Source organism: Enterobacter sp. 168J2 (genome assembly GCF_034107265.1).
GTDB classification, from domain to species: Bacteria; Pseudomonadota; Gammaproteobacteria; order Enterobacterales; family Enterobacteriaceae; genus Enterobacter; species Enterobacter nematophilus.
Window position 1 is genome coordinate 483489 of record NZ_JAWNEB010000001.1, and the last position, 18990, is coordinate 502478.

The 18990-nt window shown below is 54.9% G+C and carries 19 protein-coding genes and 2 tRNA genes; 8 read left to right on the plus strand and 13 right to left on the minus strand.

The window, feature by feature from the left end:
* The first annotated feature begins 34 nt into the window (after positions 1-34).
* Genes USG84_RS02315 through yccX form a run of 3 tightly spaced genes read left to right on the plus strand, consistent with a single transcriptional unit; the run spans position 35 to position 1684 of the window.
* The gene (locus tag USG84_RS02315; protein ID WP_151412840.1) at positions 35-592 is read left to right on the plus strand and encodes a kinase inhibitor; all 558 of its coding nucleotides are present in this window, start codon (positions 35-37) and stop codon (positions 590-592) included.
* Positions 593-602: 10 nt separating this feature from the next.
* Positions 603-1391: an AraC family transcriptional regulator gene (locus USG84_RS02320; protein ID WP_061098663.1), complete on the plus strand. Its 789-nt coding sequence runs from the start codon at positions 603-605 to the stop codon at positions 1389-1391.
* A gap of 11 nt (positions 1392-1402) precedes the next feature.
* Positions 1403-1684, plus strand: coding sequence for an acylphosphatase (yccX, locus tag USG84_RS02325; protein ID WP_151412841.1), 282 nt, complete (start codon positions 1403-1405; stop codon positions 1682-1684).
* Here the strand turns inward: yccX and tusE are convergent.
* From tusE to USG84_RS02355, 6 genes are all read right to left on the minus strand, one after another.
* Positions 1681-2010 (minus strand): sulfurtransferase TusE, encoded by a 330-nt coding sequence (tusE, locus tag USG84_RS02330; protein WP_028012611.1) that lies wholly within the window; start codon positions 2008-2010, stop codon positions 1681-1683. The genes yccX and tusE overlap by 4 nt on opposite strands.
* 69 nt (positions 2011-2079) lie before the next feature.
* The gene (locus USG84_RS02335) at positions 2080-2631 is read right to left on the minus strand and encodes a LuxR C-terminal-related transcriptional regulator (RefSeq protein WP_151412842.1); all 552 of its coding nucleotides are present in this window, start codon (positions 2629-2631) and stop codon (positions 2080-2082) included.
* Positions 2632-2641: 10 nt separating this feature from the next.
* The gene (locus tag USG84_RS02340; RefSeq protein ID WP_253541444.1) at positions 2642-3799 is read right to left on the minus strand and encodes a CfaE/CblD family pilus tip adhesin; all 1158 of its coding nucleotides are present in this window, start codon (positions 3797-3799) and stop codon (positions 2642-2644) included.
* Position 3800: 1 nt separating this feature from the next.
* Entirely contained in the window at positions 3801-6527 is a 2727-nt protein-coding gene (locus USG84_RS02345; protein WP_320738146.1) for a TcfC E-set like domain-containing protein, read from the minus strand.
* Positions 6528-6599: 72 nt separating this feature from the next.
* A complete protein-coding gene (locus USG84_RS02350) occupies positions 6600-7106 on the minus strand; it encodes a CS1 type fimbrial major subunit (RefSeq protein ID WP_028012615.1) in 507 nt (168 codons plus the stop codon).
* A gap of 75 nt (positions 7107-7181) precedes the next feature.
* Positions 7182-7901, minus strand: a complete 720-nt coding sequence (locus USG84_RS02355; RefSeq protein ID WP_206689348.1) for a fimbrial protein — start codon at positions 7899-7901, stop codon at positions 7182-7184.
* Positions 7902-8232: 331 nt separating this feature from the next.
* Here USG84_RS02355 and USG84_RS02360 point away from each other — a divergent pair, with 331 nt between their 5' ends.
* Together USG84_RS02360 and USG84_RS02365 are read left to right on the plus strand one after the other, a co-directional pair.
* Positions 8233-8994, plus strand: coding sequence for a winged helix-turn-helix domain-containing protein (locus USG84_RS02360; RefSeq protein WP_151412844.1), 762 nt, complete (start codon positions 8233-8235; stop codon positions 8992-8994).
* Positions 8991-9467: a hypothetical protein gene (locus tag USG84_RS02365; RefSeq protein WP_151412845.1), complete on the plus strand. Its 477-nt coding sequence runs from the start codon at positions 8991-8993 to the stop codon at positions 9465-9467. The genes USG84_RS02360 and USG84_RS02365 overlap by 4 nt, the downstream gene beginning before the upstream one ends.
* Before the next feature lie 56 nt (positions 9468-9523).
* Here the strand turns inward: USG84_RS02365 and yccA are convergent, their stop codons facing one another.
* Complete coding sequence (gene yccA, locus USG84_RS02370; protein ID WP_013097244.1) at positions 9524-10183, minus strand: FtsH protease modulator YccA; 660 nt, start codon at positions 10181-10183, stop codon at positions 9524-9526.
* 269 nt (positions 10184-10452) lie between these two features.
* Here yccA and USG84_RS02375 point away from each other — a divergent pair, with 269 nt between their 5' ends.
* Together USG84_RS02375 and USG84_RS02380 are read left to right on the plus strand one after the other, a co-directional pair.
* Entirely contained in the window at positions 10453-12081 is a 1629-nt protein-coding gene (locus USG84_RS02375) for an ABC transporter substrate-binding protein (protein ID WP_151412846.1), read from the plus strand.
* A gap of 144 nt (positions 12082-12225) precedes the next feature.
* A tRNA-Ser gene (locus USG84_RS02380) sits at positions 12226-12313 on the plus strand.
* A gap of 68 nt (positions 12314-12381) precedes the next feature.
* Here the strand turns inward: USG84_RS02380 and USG84_RS02385 are convergent.
* From USG84_RS02385 to USG84_RS02405, 5 genes are all read right to left on the minus strand, one after another.
* Positions 12382-13218 carry an alpha/beta fold hydrolase gene (locus tag USG84_RS02385; protein ID WP_253541452.1) on the minus strand — a complete coding sequence of 279 codons (837 nt, stop codon included), beginning with the start codon at positions 13216-13218 and terminating at the stop codon, positions 12382-12384.
* A 225-nt stretch (positions 13219-13443) separates the two neighbouring features.
* The gene (locus tag USG84_RS02390; protein ID WP_028012621.1) at positions 13444-13662 is read right to left on the minus strand and encodes an acyl carrier protein; all 219 of its coding nucleotides are present in this window, start codon (positions 13660-13662) and stop codon (positions 13444-13446) included.
* A gap of 17 nt (positions 13663-13679) precedes the next feature.
* Positions 13680-15113, minus strand: a complete 1434-nt coding sequence (locus USG84_RS02395) for an AMP-binding protein (protein ID WP_151412847.1) — start codon at positions 15111-15113, stop codon at positions 13680-13682.
* Positions 15110-16228, minus strand: coding sequence for an MBOAT family O-acyltransferase (locus USG84_RS02400; RefSeq protein WP_151412866.1), 1119 nt, complete (start codon positions 16226-16228; stop codon positions 15110-15112). Before USG84_RS02400 ends, USG84_RS02395 begins: the two co-directional genes overlap by 4 nt.
* A gap of 128 nt (positions 16229-16356) precedes the next feature.
* Positions 16357-17493, minus strand: a complete 1137-nt coding sequence (locus USG84_RS02405) for a D-alanyl-lipoteichoic acid biosynthesis protein DltD (protein ID WP_151412867.1) — start codon at positions 17491-17493, stop codon at positions 16357-16359.
* Between the two features lie 279 nt (positions 17494-17772).
* Here USG84_RS02405 and USG84_RS02410 point away from each other — a divergent pair.
* A tRNA-Ser gene (locus USG84_RS02410) sits at positions 17773-17860 on the plus strand.
* A 75-nt stretch (positions 17861-17935) separates the two neighbouring features.
* Here USG84_RS02410 and USG84_RS02415 read toward each other — a convergent pair.
* Positions 17936-18802, minus strand: coding sequence for an AraC family transcriptional regulator (locus tag USG84_RS02415; protein WP_151412848.1), 867 nt, complete (start codon positions 18800-18802; stop codon positions 17936-17938).
* Positions 18803-18990: the final 188 nt, after the last annotated feature.

Sequence of the window (18990 nt, forward strand, 5' to 3'; positions counted from 1 at the left end):
CAGTGGGGCTTCCGGTACAGCAAAGGGAGCACCCATGAAAAAGCGCAGTGTGATAGCCATAGCCGCTCTGGCGGCAATCAGTTTTCAGGTTTCAGCGGCAACGCCTTTCAGCATCACCAGTGAGGATATTTCCGGCGAGCGCCATTTAGCGCAGCCGCAGATATTCGAGGGATTCGGCTGCCACGGCGGTAACCAGTCTCCGCAGCTGGCGTGGAAAAATCCGCCTGCCGGTACGAAAAGTTTTGCCGTCACGGTATATGACCCGGATGCGCCCACCGGCAGCGGCTGGTGGCACTGGACCGTAGTCAATATCCCCGCGAAGGTAACGACGCTGCCCGCTGATGCCGGAAACCCAAACGGCGAAAAATTACCTGCCGGCGCGGTGCAGGGGCGTAATGATTTCGGTTATTCTGGCTTCGGCGGCGCATGTCCTCCAGCGGGAGACAAACCCCACCGCTATCAGATGACCGTCTGGGCGCTGGACGTGGATAAACTGCCTCTCGATAAAAATGCCAGCGGTGCGCTGGTCGGCTTTATGCTCCACAGTCACGTTCTGGAAAAAGCCCAGTTAACCGCAACCTACAGCAGATAAGGATAAACCGGTGCAGGAGTTCCATTTTCGATATAAACACCTCACGGCGGGTGAAGTGAACGCCAGCAAAATGCATCGTCTGCACCAGGTTAAGCTCTTTTTCCCGGCCATTTGCCATATCACGCATGGCAGTAAGGTAATTGTTCAGGACGATAACCGCCTGGTGGCCACCCGGGATGAGCTCATCATTATCCCGGCCAATACGACGATGGAGATTATCAATCAGCCCGCGAACGGTTTTTTTCATTCTGATTTACTGATGTTGTCCCCGGAGATCCTCGCCGAGTTTAAAGCGCATTACCTGAAGTCCTGGCCGCGAACGACATCACATTCCCTCTGTGCCCCGCTGAGCGAGGGGCTGGCGTTTATGTGGGATAACCTGCTGCACGCCGTGCGTCAGGATTTACCGGAAGCGCTGCAAAAACATCAGGCCTTTGGCCTTCTGCTGGCATTGCTGAATGATGGCGTGGCGGGTCCGCTGCTTATTGAGCGAAACAGTAACCTGACCGAGCAGGTGCGGCAGTTCATTATGCTGTCGCCCGCCAGAGCCTGGACCGCGCAGGACGTCGCCAGCCGTCTGGCCTTAAGCGTGCCGACGCTGCGCAGACGCTTACGCGAAGAGTCGCAGAGTTTTCGCCAGATTGTGGAGGAGGTGAGGATGGCCGTGGCGCTGTCTCAGCTTCAGTCGACCCGACTACCGATCGGCGAAATCGCATTACAATGTGGGTATCTTTCCAGCTCTCGTTTCACCGCCCGTTTCCGGCAGCACTATGGCTGTTTACCGAAAACGCTACGTTAAGGAGAAGAAAAATGTCAAAAGTCTGCACCATTGCCTGGGTCCACGGCGTTGTTCAGGGCGTCGGGTTCCGCTACAGCACCCAGCGCGAAGCGACGACGCTTGGGCTAACGGGATACGCGCGAAATATGGACGACGGCAGCGTTGAGGTCGTCGCCTGCGGCGACGCGGAGCAGGTTGAAAAACTGATGGCGTGGCTGAAAGCAGGTGGGCCGCGCAGCGCCCGGGTTGATAAGGTCTTAACGGAACCGCATCAACCCGGCAGGGAATATGTGAACTTCGGTATTCGGTATTAAATACACTTCACCGGTTTTGGCAGGCCGGCAATTTTGGTGGCCTGTTTGGCCGGGCCCTTCGGGAACAGGCGATACAGATAGCGGCTGTTGCCTTTTTCTTCGCCGAACTTATTGGCCATCGCTTTAACCAGCATGCGGATCGCCGGAGAGGTGTTGAATTCGAGATAGAATTCGCGCACGAAACGCACCACTTCCCAGTGTTCGGGGGAGAGGGCGATGCCTTCGTTTTCGGCGATTTTCTCCGCCAGCGGCTCGCTCCATAGCGTTGTGTCTTTCAGATAGCCTTCGCTATCGGTCTCAATTTCCTGGCCTGCAAAAATGAACATAGTGCTCTGTCGATAAAGTAAAAACCGCCCCTAGTCTAGCAAATAAGGGGCGGCGTGAGAAACCTCGACCTACAGAAGAAGCTGGAGCAGATTGTTGGCATTAAGCTTTTTTAGCGCGTTGCATTTGTACGTCGAGACCTGTTTTTCACTCATCTGCGTCATATGCGCGACGTGCCTTACCGATTGTCCGTTCACCAGCCTGTCGAGAACGTTGAACTCCATGCCCGTCAGGCAACAGTTCAGGGTTCGCACCCGGCGGGGCTCTCTGGCAAGCAGATATGCCGCATCCGCAACGGCAATCCGGTCGTCAATGATATATAAGGTCAGCGCGGCAAACCGCTTTCGCAGATGGGTAGCCAGCGCCCAGCCTTTTTCATTGCACACCAGATACACCGTTCCTTCCCAGCGTCTGGCCTCCAGCTGCAGCAGAATGTCGACCAGCGCCAGATGCGCCCCCGAGACGGAAAAGCGGCAGCGAACAACGAGGGTGTCGCAGGCCAGCAGCGAACGGCACCACTTTACCGTACCGCTCTCAACCTGCGTCTGAGCGTTACGGCGCAGAAGGGCGTAGCGCAACCCTTCGGCATAAAAACGATTGTTGTCGAGAATGGCGTAACTCACGATAGCCTCTTTATAAAGTACTGGGCGTATAGATAACGCGCAGCGTGCCGGTGTAATCCCCGGCATTTTTACTGCTGGCAGCAAACGCGGGCGTTTTCAGAACGATGGGGGCGGGGACACAAAGTACGCTCTCCCGTCCACCCGGCAGCACAACCTGACGCAGATATTGCGGGTCATTAGTGCCCTGCCAGACCAGCGTTTTGCCATTCGCCGCGGTTTCGGTTGCACCCGTCACCGGGTTGGTCACCGTAACCTGATAATCGAGGCGATCCCGCGGTTCGGTCTGGCTTCCTCCGCGCCGTCTGACGGAAAACGCCCCTTCGGCACGGTCTGTTGCCGCTACACCGTCATCCTCAAAGCGCAGATAGACGCGCGTGCTGGCGCTGTTATTGCCGTCATACAGGCACATATCCAGCGCGCTCTCGCCCTGGATTTCGCTGCCGCCGGGCCGCCCCGGAAAATTGGTCAGGTTGAGGTTAACCATCGGGGTTGAGTGGGGGAACGCCGGCAGATAAATCTGCTGGTTACCCGGATCGACCACCTCAATACGTATCGTCGCCTGCCAGCGGGCAATGGTGAGGTAGCCCGGACATCCGACGTTGACATCGTTAAAGTTGCCCCCGCAGTCGGCGCTTCCCCATTCGCGCAGATCCTGCTTCAGCGTTGCGGTCCAGATGCCCGGCTGGGCGAGCTTGTCCAGTTCGCCCTTAACGATGTAAAAATCAAAATAGGGCTCCCGGTTCCAGGCCGAGAGATCGCCGGTACCGCCGGTCACAAAGCTGGCAAAAGTGAAAACTTTGTTGTTGATAAACATACGTTTTTCGCCATAGACCTTCACATCTGCTGTTTTATTTGTCGACGCGTGGGTAAAACGCAGCGTAATGGCGTAGGGGGCGGCAGGGTTCGCGGAAAACCAGACCGGGGCTGTCATACAGGCTCCGTACGTCGGGTCGGTGCGGGACTGGCAGGTCAGGGTGTTGCGTCCCCACTTTTGTGGGTCAACAGTGTCGTAACCGCTCGGTTCATGGACCCAGATATCAAAGCGCGCAGGCGGCACCGCGCGATCGTAGCTAATCCCTACGCTGGAATTTCTTCCGGCAGGGACGCCCGCCAGCGTCTGGCAGCTCCACAAGGTCAAAAAAAGCAAAATAAAGAGGTAGTTGTTCACATCATTTCCCTTTGGTGAGGTGCTCTGCATTCATGGCCGTTGGCCCCGTCGGCACGTTACGTCCGGCGAGCATCAGCTGCGCCTGGTGCTGGACCGAATCCGGCAGGGCGGAGAAGGTGAGTTCCCGACACGGGATCGACCCGACGTAACGCACCACGTCGCGCATGCTTTTTACGCTCAGCTCACACTGATAAAACTGCTGCTGGCGCACCAGATAAAGGTTGCGGAGCAGGGCGTCGCTCTGGGCGCTGAAACCGCCATTGCCGAGATCGTTCCAGCCGTTCACGTTCAGCGGCACGCCGCCCACGAACGGCGAATGGTGTTCGTCAGTAAGCTGGCCGAGCCAGGTGTAGCGGGTGGTGGTTTGCACGTCCCGGCGAAGCATTTTGCCCGGCACCATAAAGAGCGTCCGGCTGCCGGAACCCTGCGTGATTTCACTGCTGGTGCCTGATGAGACGTTCAGCGACTCATTAACCGTCAGCGTTGTTGGCTGATAACCCGGCACCGCAAAAAGGGCGCGGCTGTTGGCCGGGATATCCGCGCTGCCGCCGTTATCCAGCGAGACGGCGACGCGTGAATCCCGGGAGTCCTCAGGCGTAGCCACGTTTACCGCAACGGCAGACGCCGGGCGTCCGTCGCTCCAGCGGCCAAGCCACAGCCCGGAGCGCGACAGGGCGAGAGTGGAGCTGTAGTTGCCGCTGCTGCTTAACGTATGGCGCCGATCCTGGCGATCCCACGCGTCGCTCACCGTCAGGCTGGCGTTACCAAAACGTCCGCCCTGGCGCGTATACGCCGAGGCGTTGAGCGAATCGCTGTTGATCCCCGACGCGCTCAGGCCGTATTCATTCTCGCCGCGCGCGTCGGCATACCAGTTATGCGCCACGCTGTAGCTCAGCTGGTTTTTCTGATTCTGCTGGTGCTGCCAGGTTGCCCCAAGCGAGGTATAGCCTGAAGCATCGCCCTGGCGGTTATGCGCCATCGAGAGGCTAACGCTCAGATAGCCACCTTTGTCTTTCCCGTCGCGAGAGTGGTCGTTGCGCATAAACAGGTTAATGCTGCTGTTGATGTTCAGACCGCGCGCGCTAATGGTATTACTCAGCCCGGCCTGCCAGGCCTGCCAGGCCTGCGTGCGGGAGCGGGTCACATACACCGGCTCCCACGGCAGGCCGGCGTCGTGACGATCGTCATGGTCAGGCAGTTCCCGGCGCGTAACGTAGCGCCCTTCGTTGCGGTTATCCGAATACCCCAGGCTGGCGTACCACGAGCCGACAGGTACGGAGAACATGACCGAGAGGCTACGATAACAGCCGTTGACGGCGTCAAAACCTGCGCTGCGGGTATCACAATTTTCTGCGGATAACGCGTTGCGATAGAAGCTCAGCGAAAACCCGTCGTTATAGCTGATTTGCTGAATATTGCCGCGTTGGCCCTTGCTGCCGTAGAGGTAGCTAAAGCGTGTGCTTAACACCCCGTCGATCGGGCCCGCGTTAAAGCCGCGGCTCCAGTCGAGGGCATTTTCCAGAAAATGCTGCCTTTTCAGGACGGTTGCGCCGCTGGTCAGCGCCAGCGTCGGGGTAACGGGCAGGCGTATACCCGCCTGCGCGACCGGGCTGCGTTCGTCATTGGGATCGTTATTGGCCGTTTCTCCTGCCTGCATAAACCACTCGATGCGGTCGAATGGCGTAATGCCCGTACGGGTAAACGGAACCTGCTCGGTACGCGTCAGTCGGTTGTTTTCATAAACAGACAGCGTCACGGTATAGCTTCCATCCGGAAACGCGCGGGTATCCAGGGTTTGCGCCCCGGCATTGAGGTAAAAGCTGGCCAGCAGCTCCTTGCCGCGGCGCGCGTCGATACGCGCATCGTGCGAAAGCAGCACCGTAATGGGCGTGCCCTTCGATTGCTGAACCGGGTTGATCCAGGCTCGCGTAGAGCCCGCGCGCAGGCCACGAATTTTGCCCAGCGGCAGCTGGCTGAGGTTAATATTCCCCCCGGCGTTGCTGAACAGATCGCGGGTATCCATCTCGCCCATCTGTAGGTAATATTCACGCCATAAATCCTGGCGGAACCAGGCATTATTAACGGTCATTTCCTGCTGCTGCTGGTGACGCGAGCGTTGTCCCAGCCAGGTCCAGTCGAGGTTAAGATAGCCGTCCTGGGTCAGTGCCAGCGCCCCGTTGCCCTGAACGGTGGCGGACTGATAATCCCTGTCGGCAACAAAATTGATATTTTGCTGATGAATCAACGCATTTTCGGTCTCCTGCGTGGGCTGATACCACTGGTTTTCCACCGAGGGCTTTGGCAAAAAGCGCTTATCAAAAAACAGGTTTATGCGGGCATTGTTTTCGTCATAGATGATGGCCGCACGGCGGGTTTCGAGATAATCACACCCCGTCGCGGAGCCGTTGCTGCTGCAGGCCAGGTTGCCGTTACGGGCAAGCGGAACGGCCAGCGCCGCGGAAACGGAGCCGATAAGGGCAGGATCGTCGTTAAACTGACGTTTGATGGCCGCGACCACGGTTTCAGGCGCGACAAAACTGACCGTTTCAAGATTGATATCGGTTTCGAAAAGGCCAAGCGACTCGCCGTATAAGCTCACTTCTGTCCACATGCGCTGCGTTTTTGCCAGGTCCTCGAATCCGGCCGGGACGGCCATCTCGGCGCAGGCGAGGTGGACAGATGCGGGTAATAAAGCAACAAAAAGGAGAGTATTTCTGTGAAACGCCATGAACGAGCCTCGACATCATCCTGACGTCAGAGGGCGGGCGCCCTCTGACGTTATTCCTTAGGTGCTGTGGTGTTACGCACCGCCTTCCGTGGTGGTTGCCTGAGTCAGCATCAGGCTCACAACGCCGCTGTACTGGCCGGTTTTCAGAATGCCTTTGGTGGTCTGGGAAATGGTCAGAGGCAGAACCGCAGAACCGTTTTCAATGCTGCCCGGGAACAGTTCGGTTCCGGTAAATTCGGCATCGGTGGTGGAGAGGGTTTTATCACCCAGAAGAACCGTCATCGGTACAATCTGATCCCCATCCGTGTTGGTGAGCTTAGCTGCGCTAACGAGGCGTACTTTGACGTTGCTGGTAGCGGAGTTGGACCATACCTTGGTGTTCAGGCGGTAGCTTTCCAGGCCACGACCCGGCAGATACTGCATGTCGATGCTGGCTGGCAGCGGCGTGTTATCGGCCTGGGTCATATCCAGCTGTGAATCAACGCTGGCGTTGACGGTAATATCTTTCTGGATCGCCAGCGCGCTGGCAGATGTGGTCATCGCGGCAACGATCATCAGAGGTTTAATAAATTTACGCATTGATATCTCCATATTTTACAAATGAGCACCCTGGCTCTTTAAACAAACCACAAGGGTTTTTACAGTGACGTCGTGTTATTGCACGACGGGTAAGTCAGCTTCTTCAGCGGTTTTTTTCACCCAGTTGAAGTAGCGGAATTTGTATTTCTTGCCGTTTACCTGATTAAGCGTTTTTAATTTCCGCTCGGTATCCGGGTAAATCGTGGCGTCTTCTTTAATCCATTTACAGACGTCGTCTGACTGACAAATACCGATCTCCCTGAGCGGCACGCGCAGGGTGCCGGCGTTGGTGACGGTCCCCCGTGCGGGATCGATATGCAGCGAAACGCGCTCCGTTGCGGGGGCCAGATGTACCAGCGCCCCCCAGATAACATTGACCCCCAGCTTTGCCGTCGCTGCCGTGCTTTCGGGCTGGCCGGGAATAATGCTGTCCGGCTGTTTCACCCCTTCAAAATAGACTCGCCAGGTGGTCTCTTTTTCCGGCGGCGTCAGTGAAACAAGGCGCACCACGCGCATTGCGCCTGCCGCCAGGGCAAATTTATCGGGCGTCACCACGACGCCGCCTTCTTTCCATGAAGCAACGTCAATCTCTTTTTCCTGGGCCGTTCCGGGGTTAAGAATTTTCTTTTGCCTCACCCGGATGAACTGAATATCATCCGTTTTCGATGCCACTTTTATTTGCGCTGCACCGGCGCTATCCACGTTAAGTTCCATTGGATAGACGCTCATATTGGCCATTGTCATTTCTGAGAAAAATGACAGCGACAGCGCGGCGACATAAAACGCGGTTGTCATATTCACTTTTTGTTTCTGTTTCACATTCAGCCTGCCTGCTCTGAGTTCTTGTACGGTTTTTAACACCAGGACACCGTCTGCTTTCGTATCGCTTCAGGGCAGGGAAACTTTAACCAGAACAGCAGGTTGTGAAAATTTGTATTAGTTAACCGCTGATATACAGTGATTTATCCTGCTTTGATGGGCTTAAAGTTGTATAGTTAAAAGAAAATGCCGCTACCCAGGATGGGGAGAAAATTCCTGTTGATGAAAAAACAACCTGCTCAGGAAGCGATTTTCTTGCCGATGTCACAGGGATAAAAAAGCCTGCGGTAATAGCTGAGAGTGAAATATGTTTTTTATATGCAATAATTCGTTGTTATTTGATCCTGAAGCACATGCAATTAGTCTTGTTGGTCAACCGGAGTCTGTATTAACGCTCTCGGCGCCAGCCGTTCGCCTTTTACAGGAGTTTATTCGTCATAAAGGGCACGATCTGAGTCGGGAAGAATTAATTACGCGCGTCTGGGAGGAGTATGGCTTTACACCGTCTGGAAATAACCTCAACAAAGCGGTCAGTGAATTACGGAAAGGCTTCCAGTCCCTCGGTGAACATCATAATTTTATTGTGACGATACCCCGGTATGGATTCCGTTTTGTTGCCGACGTTATTTGCCAGCCTGCGCAAACCGTTCACCCTGCTGAACCGCAGCCGCACTCTGCTGTGGCGCCGCCAGAGGCAAAACGTCAGCGTATTTCCCTGAAATGGGGCGCCGCGGCGGCGGTATTGTTAGCATCAGCACTGGGGTTAGGCCTGCTGTTTAACCAGCAGCAGAAGATTGCTATACCGATGACGCCAAAGCCCGTCGCGCAGAAAATAGCGGGCTGCAGCATCTGGCTTATTAACGATCATGGCCGGCCGCTGGTGCTGTCGAAACTGGCGGCGCTGCTGGAGATGAATAACGTGGCGTGCGCGCGCGAAGCGTACAATATCTACTATTTCAGCGCCCGCTTTAACCTTGCGGCTGCGGATGAAGTGTTCATTGGCGCATGCCCGGTCAATAAAACCAGCCTGTGCAAAACCATTCGCTATAAAAGCGGGGCAGCAAAATGAAAACTAAACTTCTGTTCGCCGCGGGCGGTGCGCTTGCCGGCGGCGCGCTGGCGCTGTTTATCTATTCGGGCGGCCTGTATAAACGCGATGCGCTGGCCTGCAGTACGGAATTTAATTTTACGCGCAATGAGGGAAAAGCGAATGAGGTGCGGGTCAATACCGTTGCCCAGTTCTATTTTCATCGGGACGGTACCGGATTAACAACGTACAAAGGTGCTGCTATGGCGGAAGGCCGGGGCATGATCGTTGACAGGGATGTGGATTTTACCTGGTCGCGACGGGATGATGATAACGTTATCGTGTTGAGCTACGCCAAAACCTGGCGTCGGCATAATGACAATACCCCGGACGAAAAGTGGGGAAGCTTTGCGAGGCCGACAGCCCGCTATTACCTCACGATCTCCGAGCTCGAACCCGCCGTGTGGCTGATACAGGACCGGCTCTATCCCACCTATATTTGCCGCGGTGACTAGGGCATAAAAAAAGGAGAATGCCTGAGGCATTCTCCTTTTTGTTTCAGCAAGTCTGCTTAATCGCGGCTGGCGAAGCCCAGGATGCTGAGCAGGCTGACGAAGATGTTGTACAGCGACACATACAGGCTCACGGTCGCGCGGATGTAGTTGGTCTCACCGCCGTGAATGATGTTGCTGGTTTCATACAGGATCGCGCCGGATGAAAGCAGGATAAACACCGCGCTAATCGCCAGGTGCAGGGCAGGCAGCTGCAGGAAGATGTTTGCCACCATACCAATCAGCACCACCACGATACCCGCCATCAGCATACCGCCGAGGAAGGACATATCCTTGCGCGTGGTCAGCACGTAGGCCGAGCAGCAGAAGAACACCAGCGCGGTACCGCCCAGCGCCATGCCAATCACGTCACCCATCCCGGCAGACAGGTACGCGTTCAGGATCGGCCCCAGGATATACCCCAGGAAGCCGGTGAAGGCGAACGCGGAAAGAATACCGACCGGTTTATCAGCGGTTTTGTAGGTCAGGAACATCAGACCGTACATCCCGACCAGCGTCAGGATCAGGCCCGGAGACGGCAGCATCAGCACGGTGCTGGCGGTAGCGGTGATCGCCGAAAACGCCAGCGTCAGGCTGAGCATAAAATAGGTATTGCGCAGCACCTTGTGGGTGCTGAGTAGCGATGTGCGGTCGCGTGAGGAAGTAATTATACGATCCATGAGTCACTCTCTTATGACAGATGTAATTAACGGAAAGAATAGGAAACGGCGCGCCAGTCTCAAAGTGGTTTTACCCATCTTTACTCAGCACGTTAGCGCTGAAGGTGGTTGTTTCTTCTGCAAAAGCATGTGTAACCAGTATGAACGGCGGTTTAAAAGTATTTACCAGATCAACCTCTTATAGGTTACTGAAAAATATTGCGTTATTTTCCTTCGGGCGCTAAGAGTTATCTCCGGATCGTCATAAAACAGACAATAAGGCGAAGGAAATGAAACCACAAACACGCACGCGCTTTACGCTCTCTTTACTTACCGCCGGGATCCTGTGCGCCAGCACGGCAACCTGGGCGGCTAACGTGCCGGCAGGAACAGCGCTGGCCGAAAAACAGGAACTGGTCAGAAACAACGGCAGCGAACCGGCCTCGCTCGACCCGCATAAAGTCGAAAGCGATGTCGAATTCAATATTATCAGCGATTTATTCGAAGGGCTGGTGAGCGTCTCCCCGTCAGGGGAAATTCAACCCCGGCTGGCGGAAAAATGGGAGAACAAGGACAACACCGTCTGGACGTTCCACTTACGTCCGGGCATCACCTGGAGCGACGGGACGGCCATTACCGCAGAGGATGTGGTCTGGAGCTGGCAGCGCCTGGTCGATCCAAAAACCGTTTCACCGTACGCCAGCTATCCTGGCAACATGCATATCGTCAACGCGGCCGATATTGCCCAGGGGAAAAAAGCCCCCGACACGCTGGGCGTAAAAGCAATTAACGACACCACGCTGGAAGTGACGCTCACCCAGCCCAACGCGGCGTTTCTGGCGATGCTGGCGCATCCGTCGCTGGTGCCGGTGGATAAAGTGCTGATTGGCCGTTTCGGTGAAAAGTGGACCAAACCGGAGCATTTCGTCAGCAGCGGGGCGTATAAGCTGTCCCAGTGGGTGGTCAACGAACGCATTGTGGCGGAGCGTAACCCGCGCTACTGGGATAACGCGCATACCGTTATTAACAAAGTCACCTATCTTCCCATCACCTCCGAGGCCTCGGATGTGAACCGCTATAAAGCGGGCGAAATTGACATTGTGTATACGGTACCCATTAACCAGTTTGCTCAGCTGAAGAAAACGCTGGGCAGCCAGCTGGACGTCTCCCCGCAGCTGGCGACCTATTACTACGAATTCAACACCACCCGACCGCCGTTCAACGACGCGCGCGTGCGCAAGGCGCTGAACATGGCGCTGGATAAAGACATCATTGCTGAGAAGGTAATGGGGCAGGGGCAGCGCCCGGCGTGGCTGATTAGCCAGCCGGACATCGGCGGGGTCAAGCTGCAGAACCCGGATTACGCCAGCTGGCCGCTGGACAAACGCATCGCTGAGGCGAAAAAACTGCTCAACGAGGCCGGGTATAACGAAAGCCATCCTCTGAGCTTCAACCTGCTCTATAACACCTCTGAATCGCACCAGCGCATCGCGATTGCGGCCAGCTCGATGTGGAAGAAAAACCTCGGCGTAGACGCGAAGCTGCAAAATCAGGAGTGGAAAACCATGCTGGATACCATGCACACCCACAACTTTGACGCGGTGCGCTACGCCTGGATTGCCGACTACGACGACGCGGCGACCTTCCTGAACAACTTCCGTACCGGCGACAGCGAAAACACCAGCCAGTACAGCAACCCGGACTACGATCAAGCCTTGATCAACGCCGCAAAGGCCAAAACGGCGGCAGAGCGGGGTAAGTTCTACCAGCAGGCGGAAGATCTGCTTGGGCGTGATGTGCCTGCCATTCCGGTTTATCACTACGTCCGTACGCACCTGGTGAAACCGTGGGTGGGTGGCTTTACGCCGGATAAGCTGGGGTACTATTTCACAAAAGATATGTACATCAAAAAGCACTAAGCGAGAGGGCTGGATTTTATGCTGATAAAATCGCCGATGTGTTGTCAGTTCAACCGATTAAGCACATTTTGGCTAATTTTAAAGCGAACGAATGCAGCCACTCTTTACAGCATGCGGTGAGGTGTTTATAGTTCGCCTCACTCAGGAAGTGTGGCCGAGCGGTTGAAGGCACCGGTCTTGAAAACCGGCGACCCGAAAGGGTTCCAGAGTTCGAATCTCTGCGCTTCCGCCAGATATAAACCCCAGCTTACTCGTTAAGCTGGGGTTTTTTCTTTTTGCGCGTATCTGAAAACCTGACGTCTATGAACGGATAAAGGCCAGAATATCCGCGTTAATGGTATCCGCGTGGGTGGTATGCATCCCGTGCGGGAAGCCCGGATAGATTTTCAGCACGCTGTTCGCCAGCAGCTTGTCCTGCAGAAGGGCGGCATTCTTATAAGGCACGACCTGATCGTCATCGCCCTGCATCACCAGAACGGGAACCGTAATGGTTTTCAAATCCTCTGTCTGATCGGTTTCTGAAAACGCCTTAATGCCCTCATAGTGGGCCTTGGCGCTGCCGATCATGCCCTGACGCCACCAGTTCTGAATGGTGCCCTGTGAAACCTCGGCCCCCGCCCGGTTAAAACCGTAAAAAGGACCGCTGGCGACGTCGAGGTAAAACTGGGCGCGATTCGCGGCCAGCGCCTTACGGAAGCCGTCGAAGACCTCAATGGGTGTCCCGCCAGGGTTGTTTTCTGTTTTCACCATCAACGGTGGAACGGCGCTGACGAGCACCGCTTTGGCGACGCGCCCCTGCGGCTGGCCGTACTTCGCAACATAGCGGGCCACCTGGCCACCGCCGGTAGAGTGGCCGACGTGCACGGCATTATGCAGGTCCAGGCTTTCAACCACGGCCGACGCGTCGGCCGCATAATGATCCATATCGTGCCCTTCGCTGACCTGGTCCGAACGCCCGTGACCACGACGATCGATAGCGATAACGCGATAGCCTTCCGCAAGGAAGAAGAGCATCTGGTTATCCCAGTCATCGGCACTCAATGGCCAGCCGTGATGGAAAACAATGGGCTGAGCCTCTTTCGGACCCCAGTCTTTGTAGTAAATATTGACGCCGTCTTTCGTTGTTACGAATGCCATACCGCAGACTCCTCTGTTAAAGACGCAACGATCGCTGGCTGAGCGCATAGCGAACCATTATTGTCTTCATGATGTTGGCTTGTTTTGCTTCCCGTACCGACAGTACCCCTAAAGTGTAGGAGAAATAGTAAAACCGGTGGGTTTCATTCCTGTGAAAGGTATCCAGAAGGGGAGAGCGCATGATGGGCCCCGGAGAGATCCCCGGAGCCATCAGAGGAGCGGGTGTTAACGGTTCTCTTCAATATAGCGGGCGAGATCTGCCGGGGTTTTCAGCACCGTCGCCACGTCGGTAGGCGGGATCATACAGCCGTAAACGTCCTGCACCTCCAGCACCATGTCGACCGCCAGAATGGAGTCGAGAATGTCGGATTCAATCAGCTCATCGTGAAAGCCCACCTTGCGGGATAACACTTTTTCAAACAGGGCGAGAATATCGTGTTCCATCATTTTTCCTGGGATAATTAATGTGTGCGGGCGTAAGCGTCCAGCAGCTTGCGGTCAATTTTGCCGTTAGGATTCAGCGGCAAAGCGTCTTTTACGATAATTTGTGAAGGCACCATGTAGTGGGGCACCACGTTTGCCAGCGAGGTTTTGATCGCATCCGGCGCCAGCTCCGTCACGCAGAACGCGGCGATGCGCAGCACGCTGCCGCACGGTTTCATGAGCGGCATCACCACCGCTTCGCTGATGCCGGACATGGCCAGCAGGCGGTTTTCAATCTCGTTGATCTCGATGCGGTAGCCATTCAGCTTGACCTGGCTGTCGTTGCGGCCCTGGCAGTAGATGAGCCCGTCTTCATAACCCAGATCGCCGGTCCGGTAGCCGCGGAACGCGTCATGTTCCCGACGCAGCAGTTTTGCCGCGTTCTCCTGCGGCAGGCCGAGATAGCCGCGCATGACGTTTTTACCCCAGATAATCAGCTCGCCCTCGGCGGAAACTTCCATTCGGCTCTCCGGCATCATCACCCCCACCGGCAGCACCGCGCTGTCGCTGTTAAGGATGGCATCCGTGATCTCAACCACGGTCGTCGCGATGGTCGCTTCCGTTGGGCCATAGGAATTGATGATTTTGGCCTGCGGGAAGCGGCGGCGAAGCTGCTTAACCAGCGCTTTATTCAACACTTCACCAATGAAGATAAAGACGCTGAGTGCAGGTAAATACTCGCTGTTAAAGTGCGGGGAAAGCAGCTGCTGGTAGGCAAAAGAGGGGGTGGAAACCCAGGCGGAGACCGCGTTGCTTTGCAGTCGCTCAAGCCAGTTCTCTTTCTGAATATCCTCTTTGGCATTCAGCACGATGTGGCCTCCCATCGCCAGGTTCGCCAGCAGAGGGATCAGGGAGAGGTCAAAGCTGAACACCGCGTGGTTCATCAGCACCGGCTTTTCCGGCAGCGAAAAGTCCCGGCTGACCCACTTCATGAAGTGCCAGACGCTTTCACGCCCAATCTGCACGCCTTTCGGTTTTCCGGTGCTGCCTGAGGTAAACATGATATAGGCCAGATCCTGCTCCTCCAGCACCTTGCCCGCCTCGCCGGTGGCGATGAACTGCCGCGTCGCCACGTCGTAGTAGTAAGGGGCACTGGCAAGGTGGCAGATCTCGCGAAGCCGCTCCTGCGGGTAGATGCAGTCCACCGGGATGTACGGAATGTTGTGCAGCAGGCAGCTATAGATCGCCACGGCGAACTCGGCCTGCTGATGGCCGTACAGCACGACTGGCGTACCGTCTGCGGGCTGGCAGCGTCGATAGCGCTCTGCCCAGTCCGTCACGGCAGCGGAAAGCTGGTGCCAGCTTAGGGTTTCGTCGCTGCCGCTGATGGCCAGCTGCTGCGGGGAGGCGGGATCGCGCAGTGCAGCACGTAAGAAATCCTGCAGTTCCTGCAGGTCGGTATGCTTTTTCATAGAGGTGACATTCCACTGAAGATGTAAAGGGACCCTGCGGCGCTTCCCAGCGTCAGAATTCGTCCCAAAAACGCAACGGCCGGATACTGCAATCCGCGGTGTAACGTTGGGCTGCGTTTGGCTGACCACAGCAGCATGTTGTGCGCGACGGAAATCGCGCCAAACAGCGCGCCGCTGATGACGTAATGGCGTTCCAGGCCGTTCCACGCCCCCATGCAGAACAGGGTGCAAAAAATGCCGATATTTTGCGCCAGCGTTTTGTTCTGGCGGAAAAAGTTAAACTTCATCAGGTTCATATAGACGGGCATAAAGACCACGTCGCGCAGCCATTCGGACAGGCTGATGTGGAAGCGGCGCCAGAAATCCTGAGGGTTCTTCGCAAGAAGCGGCATATTGAAGTTTGCCGGAATATTCAGCCCAAACAGGCGACCCGCGCCGATGGCCATATTGCTGTAGCCCGCAAAATCAAAGTAGAGGTAGGCGCTGTAGGCAATCGACATTACTACGCCCACGGTCAGGGTAAACGGCTTATGGCTCCAGGGCTGCACGACGAGCGAATCGATCAGCATGGCAAACAGGAACTTCTGGATGATGCCGGTAATAATTTGCTCCAGCGCGGTTAAAAACTGTTCGCGATTAAGGACAAATGCCGGCTTATTTACATCGCTCATCCACGTCCGCCAGCGATACATCGGGCCGGCCAGAATAATAAAGGGCATAAAGAGATAGCAGAAATAGTGCAGGAAATTCTGCCCTTCTTTTTTACTTCGATAGAGCAGCACGTCCACCGCGCGGAACGTCATAAAAGAGAGACCGAGCATGCCGAGATGATGATTAAGGTGTAATTTCACCAAAAACAGGGGCAGCAGCGTTAAAACGATCGCCTGCCAGGTTTTTAACCATCCTTTTTCTTTTAGCGTAGCGAAGAGATAAAAACAGCAAAAGACGGCCAGGGGGATAATGTAATCACCCTGAAAAATATAGCCCCAGCCTAATGCAGCAAGGACGGATAAGGCCGATAAATAAGTCAGACGATGACGTAATAAGCGATTGACCAGCGTAAACGCCAGCGCGGATGAAAATAAACAGACAAAAAACATTCCTGAGCTGTACATCATTTCGCCTCAGAATTTTTGATATTCAAAATGCAGCTGCATACTCATGCTGTCATCGACAGCGGTCCATGCGACGATGGTGATCGCCAGCAGTAAATAAAGGCAAAAAAGACGGATCGCGATTTTCATTATTTAAAACTCTGTGCAATAAAGCGAAGCATTGGCACCCAGGCCAGTTCGGTAGGGTGCAGACGATCCCAGTTCCAGCCATTTTGATACGGCATGGCGTACATATCTAAATACGGGATCTGGTTCTCTTTCAGAATGGTTTGAATCTGCTTATCGAACGGGCGGAAGGTGTCGGTATTGTAAAGCGCCCACGGGTTAACCGGGTCAACGATCGCAATCACCTGCACGTGATGCGCTTTCAAAAGCTGAACGGTTTTCCTGAACGCGGCGAACTGCCCCGGCACCACCGGCGTGTCATCCCACTGCTGCCGTGTACCGTCCGCGTCGTAAATCGTTTTGTCCATCCACAGCGTGGCCGCGCTCTGATGGCGTTTTTTATTCAACTCCCGGGCATTCGCCAGCGCTTTATCCCAGTCAGGGGAAAGACGGGCGGCTGGCTGCTGAGGCCAGGGCTGCGCCGGCTGTGGCGTAATGTAGAGCAGCGACAGCCAGTCGTTTTTAATCAGGGTGCAGAAGTTTGCAAACTGAAAACTCAGTTCGTCCCACATCAGCGCCGGATGCCAGCCATAGACACCCATTTGCCCGAAGGTTAAATGGCTTATCTCTTTCGCATCAATATGCTTCAGGTAATTAACCAGTAACGGGCGCGCCTGCGGATCTTTCATCAGGGGGTTAAAAACGGAGCCCGGAAAATTATCCGCATAAATAGCGGGCGGCAGGCCTTTTGAGTAAAAGGCGTCGGGTGCCAGCAGCAAAACGACTTTACTGTTTGCGTTAAGGCTATTTTTAAAACGCGAGAGAAGTAAAAATTGCGTTTCGTCATCGACAAACGCATCGCCATAGGCCACGACGGGCTGGTGCAATTGCTTATTAAAATAATTATATACCGCGTAATGCTCATCTTCTGAGGTAGCAACCTCAGACGCGCCGAGGAAGAAAATAGCGCTCCCTTCTAAGGCATGGGAAATAGTGGCTATTTTTTCCGCCTGTTCTTTTGTCGTCCCCGCCATAGATTTGATCAGCGGCTGGAATTTAAGCGGCGGATCAAAGCTTGTCACCAGCGGGTGAAAGCTCAGGACTAAAATAGCCAAAACGGCCATCACGATATGTAAGCAAAACGTATTTTTGATTTTCATCATCAACCAGTAAGGCCCTATGACAGTAATGCGTTTAAACCAGCGTTACCCGGATTTATTACCACTACGAAACACATGGACGTCTATTTTTTTGGGCATTCTATACCACAGTGATTTAAAAGGATGAGCGTTGCTGTGTAACGGTATGTACAAGGGGGGAAGGCGCGAGGGCAGGAAAGCGTCCGGGTGACTTTTTGCGCAGTCAAACGCCTGCAGGCAAAAAACGAAAAATTCCTGCTTTACAAGGCGCTAATAGATGTTTATAGTGCGCCTCACTTTGGAAGCGTGGCCGAGCGGTTGAAGGCACCGGTCTTGAAAACCGGCGACCCGAAAGGGTTCTAGAGTTCGAATCTCTACGCTTCCGCCAAATTTGAAACCCAGGTCGTTATGCGACCTGGGTTTTTTTATGCGCAGAAAACCCCTTTCGATCTGTTAATGACGTTCAAATACGCGAACAGGACGTTCTGGCGCTGAGGATACTGCGCCGATACTGCAGTGGCGTCTGGCGCATCATCTTTTTAAAGCAGGTAATGTAATAGGTTACCTCACTAAACCCGACGGCCAGGGCAATGGCGTCAATAGGCTCATCGCTGTACCGTAACAAATCGCAGCTGCTTTTTATCCGCCGGGTCAGCAAATATTCGTGGATGGTACCGCCGGTCTGCTGGCGGAAAATTCGTGAGGTATAGCTGCGCGAAAGCCCCAGGTCGTGGGCCAGCTGGTCGAGCGAAAACTTGCGGGCATAGTGGGCTTCGACCCAGCTCATAATCCGCGAGGCGACGGTCTGCTGGCGCGGCGGGTAGGGCTGCGGCTGTTCGGGCAGAAACGTCATGAGCTGCATCACCAGAAATGCCACCTCACAGGCCTCGGTCTGTTCGTAGCCCTCCAGGCGCTGAAACTGTTCAAGGATCCTCTCGATAAACGCCGCATGTTCGCTGAGATCGTAAATCTGTGCTGGCAGATTGCTGGCGGCCAGCGCGGCGAACCGGGCCTGATGGCGAGGGAAGGCGCCGAGTGCACTTTCGACGACCGATTGCTCAATGTGCATGGTCGTGCGGTGGTAGGGATTCTTATCGCTATGATCGACCTGCACTTTGTGCAAACGGAAGGGCGGGAAGATAAATAATCGCCCCGGACGGGCGGTGTAGTGCTGATTATCCACCACCACGATGCCGTAGCCGCTGGAAATATAGAGCAATTCAACGCACTGATGCCAGTGGTAGTAAATCGCGCTGGTGGTGTACATGCGGTTAAAAGAAATGGCCTGCCGATCGAGCGTTATGCGTTCCAGCAGTTGCGTTTCACCCATTTTGCCTCCAGGACAACAGATTTAAATTTTTAGGCCATCGTTTGTAATTTATCCCCCTCCCGATCGACAAAATCCAGCAAAAATGAAATAGCGGTTTAATTTTGTGAGTCTGCTCACTCAGCGCCGGGAATAAAAGCAGTTACTCTTCATTCAGACGTCGCACGTGTGGCTTTAAAAAAGCCAAATAA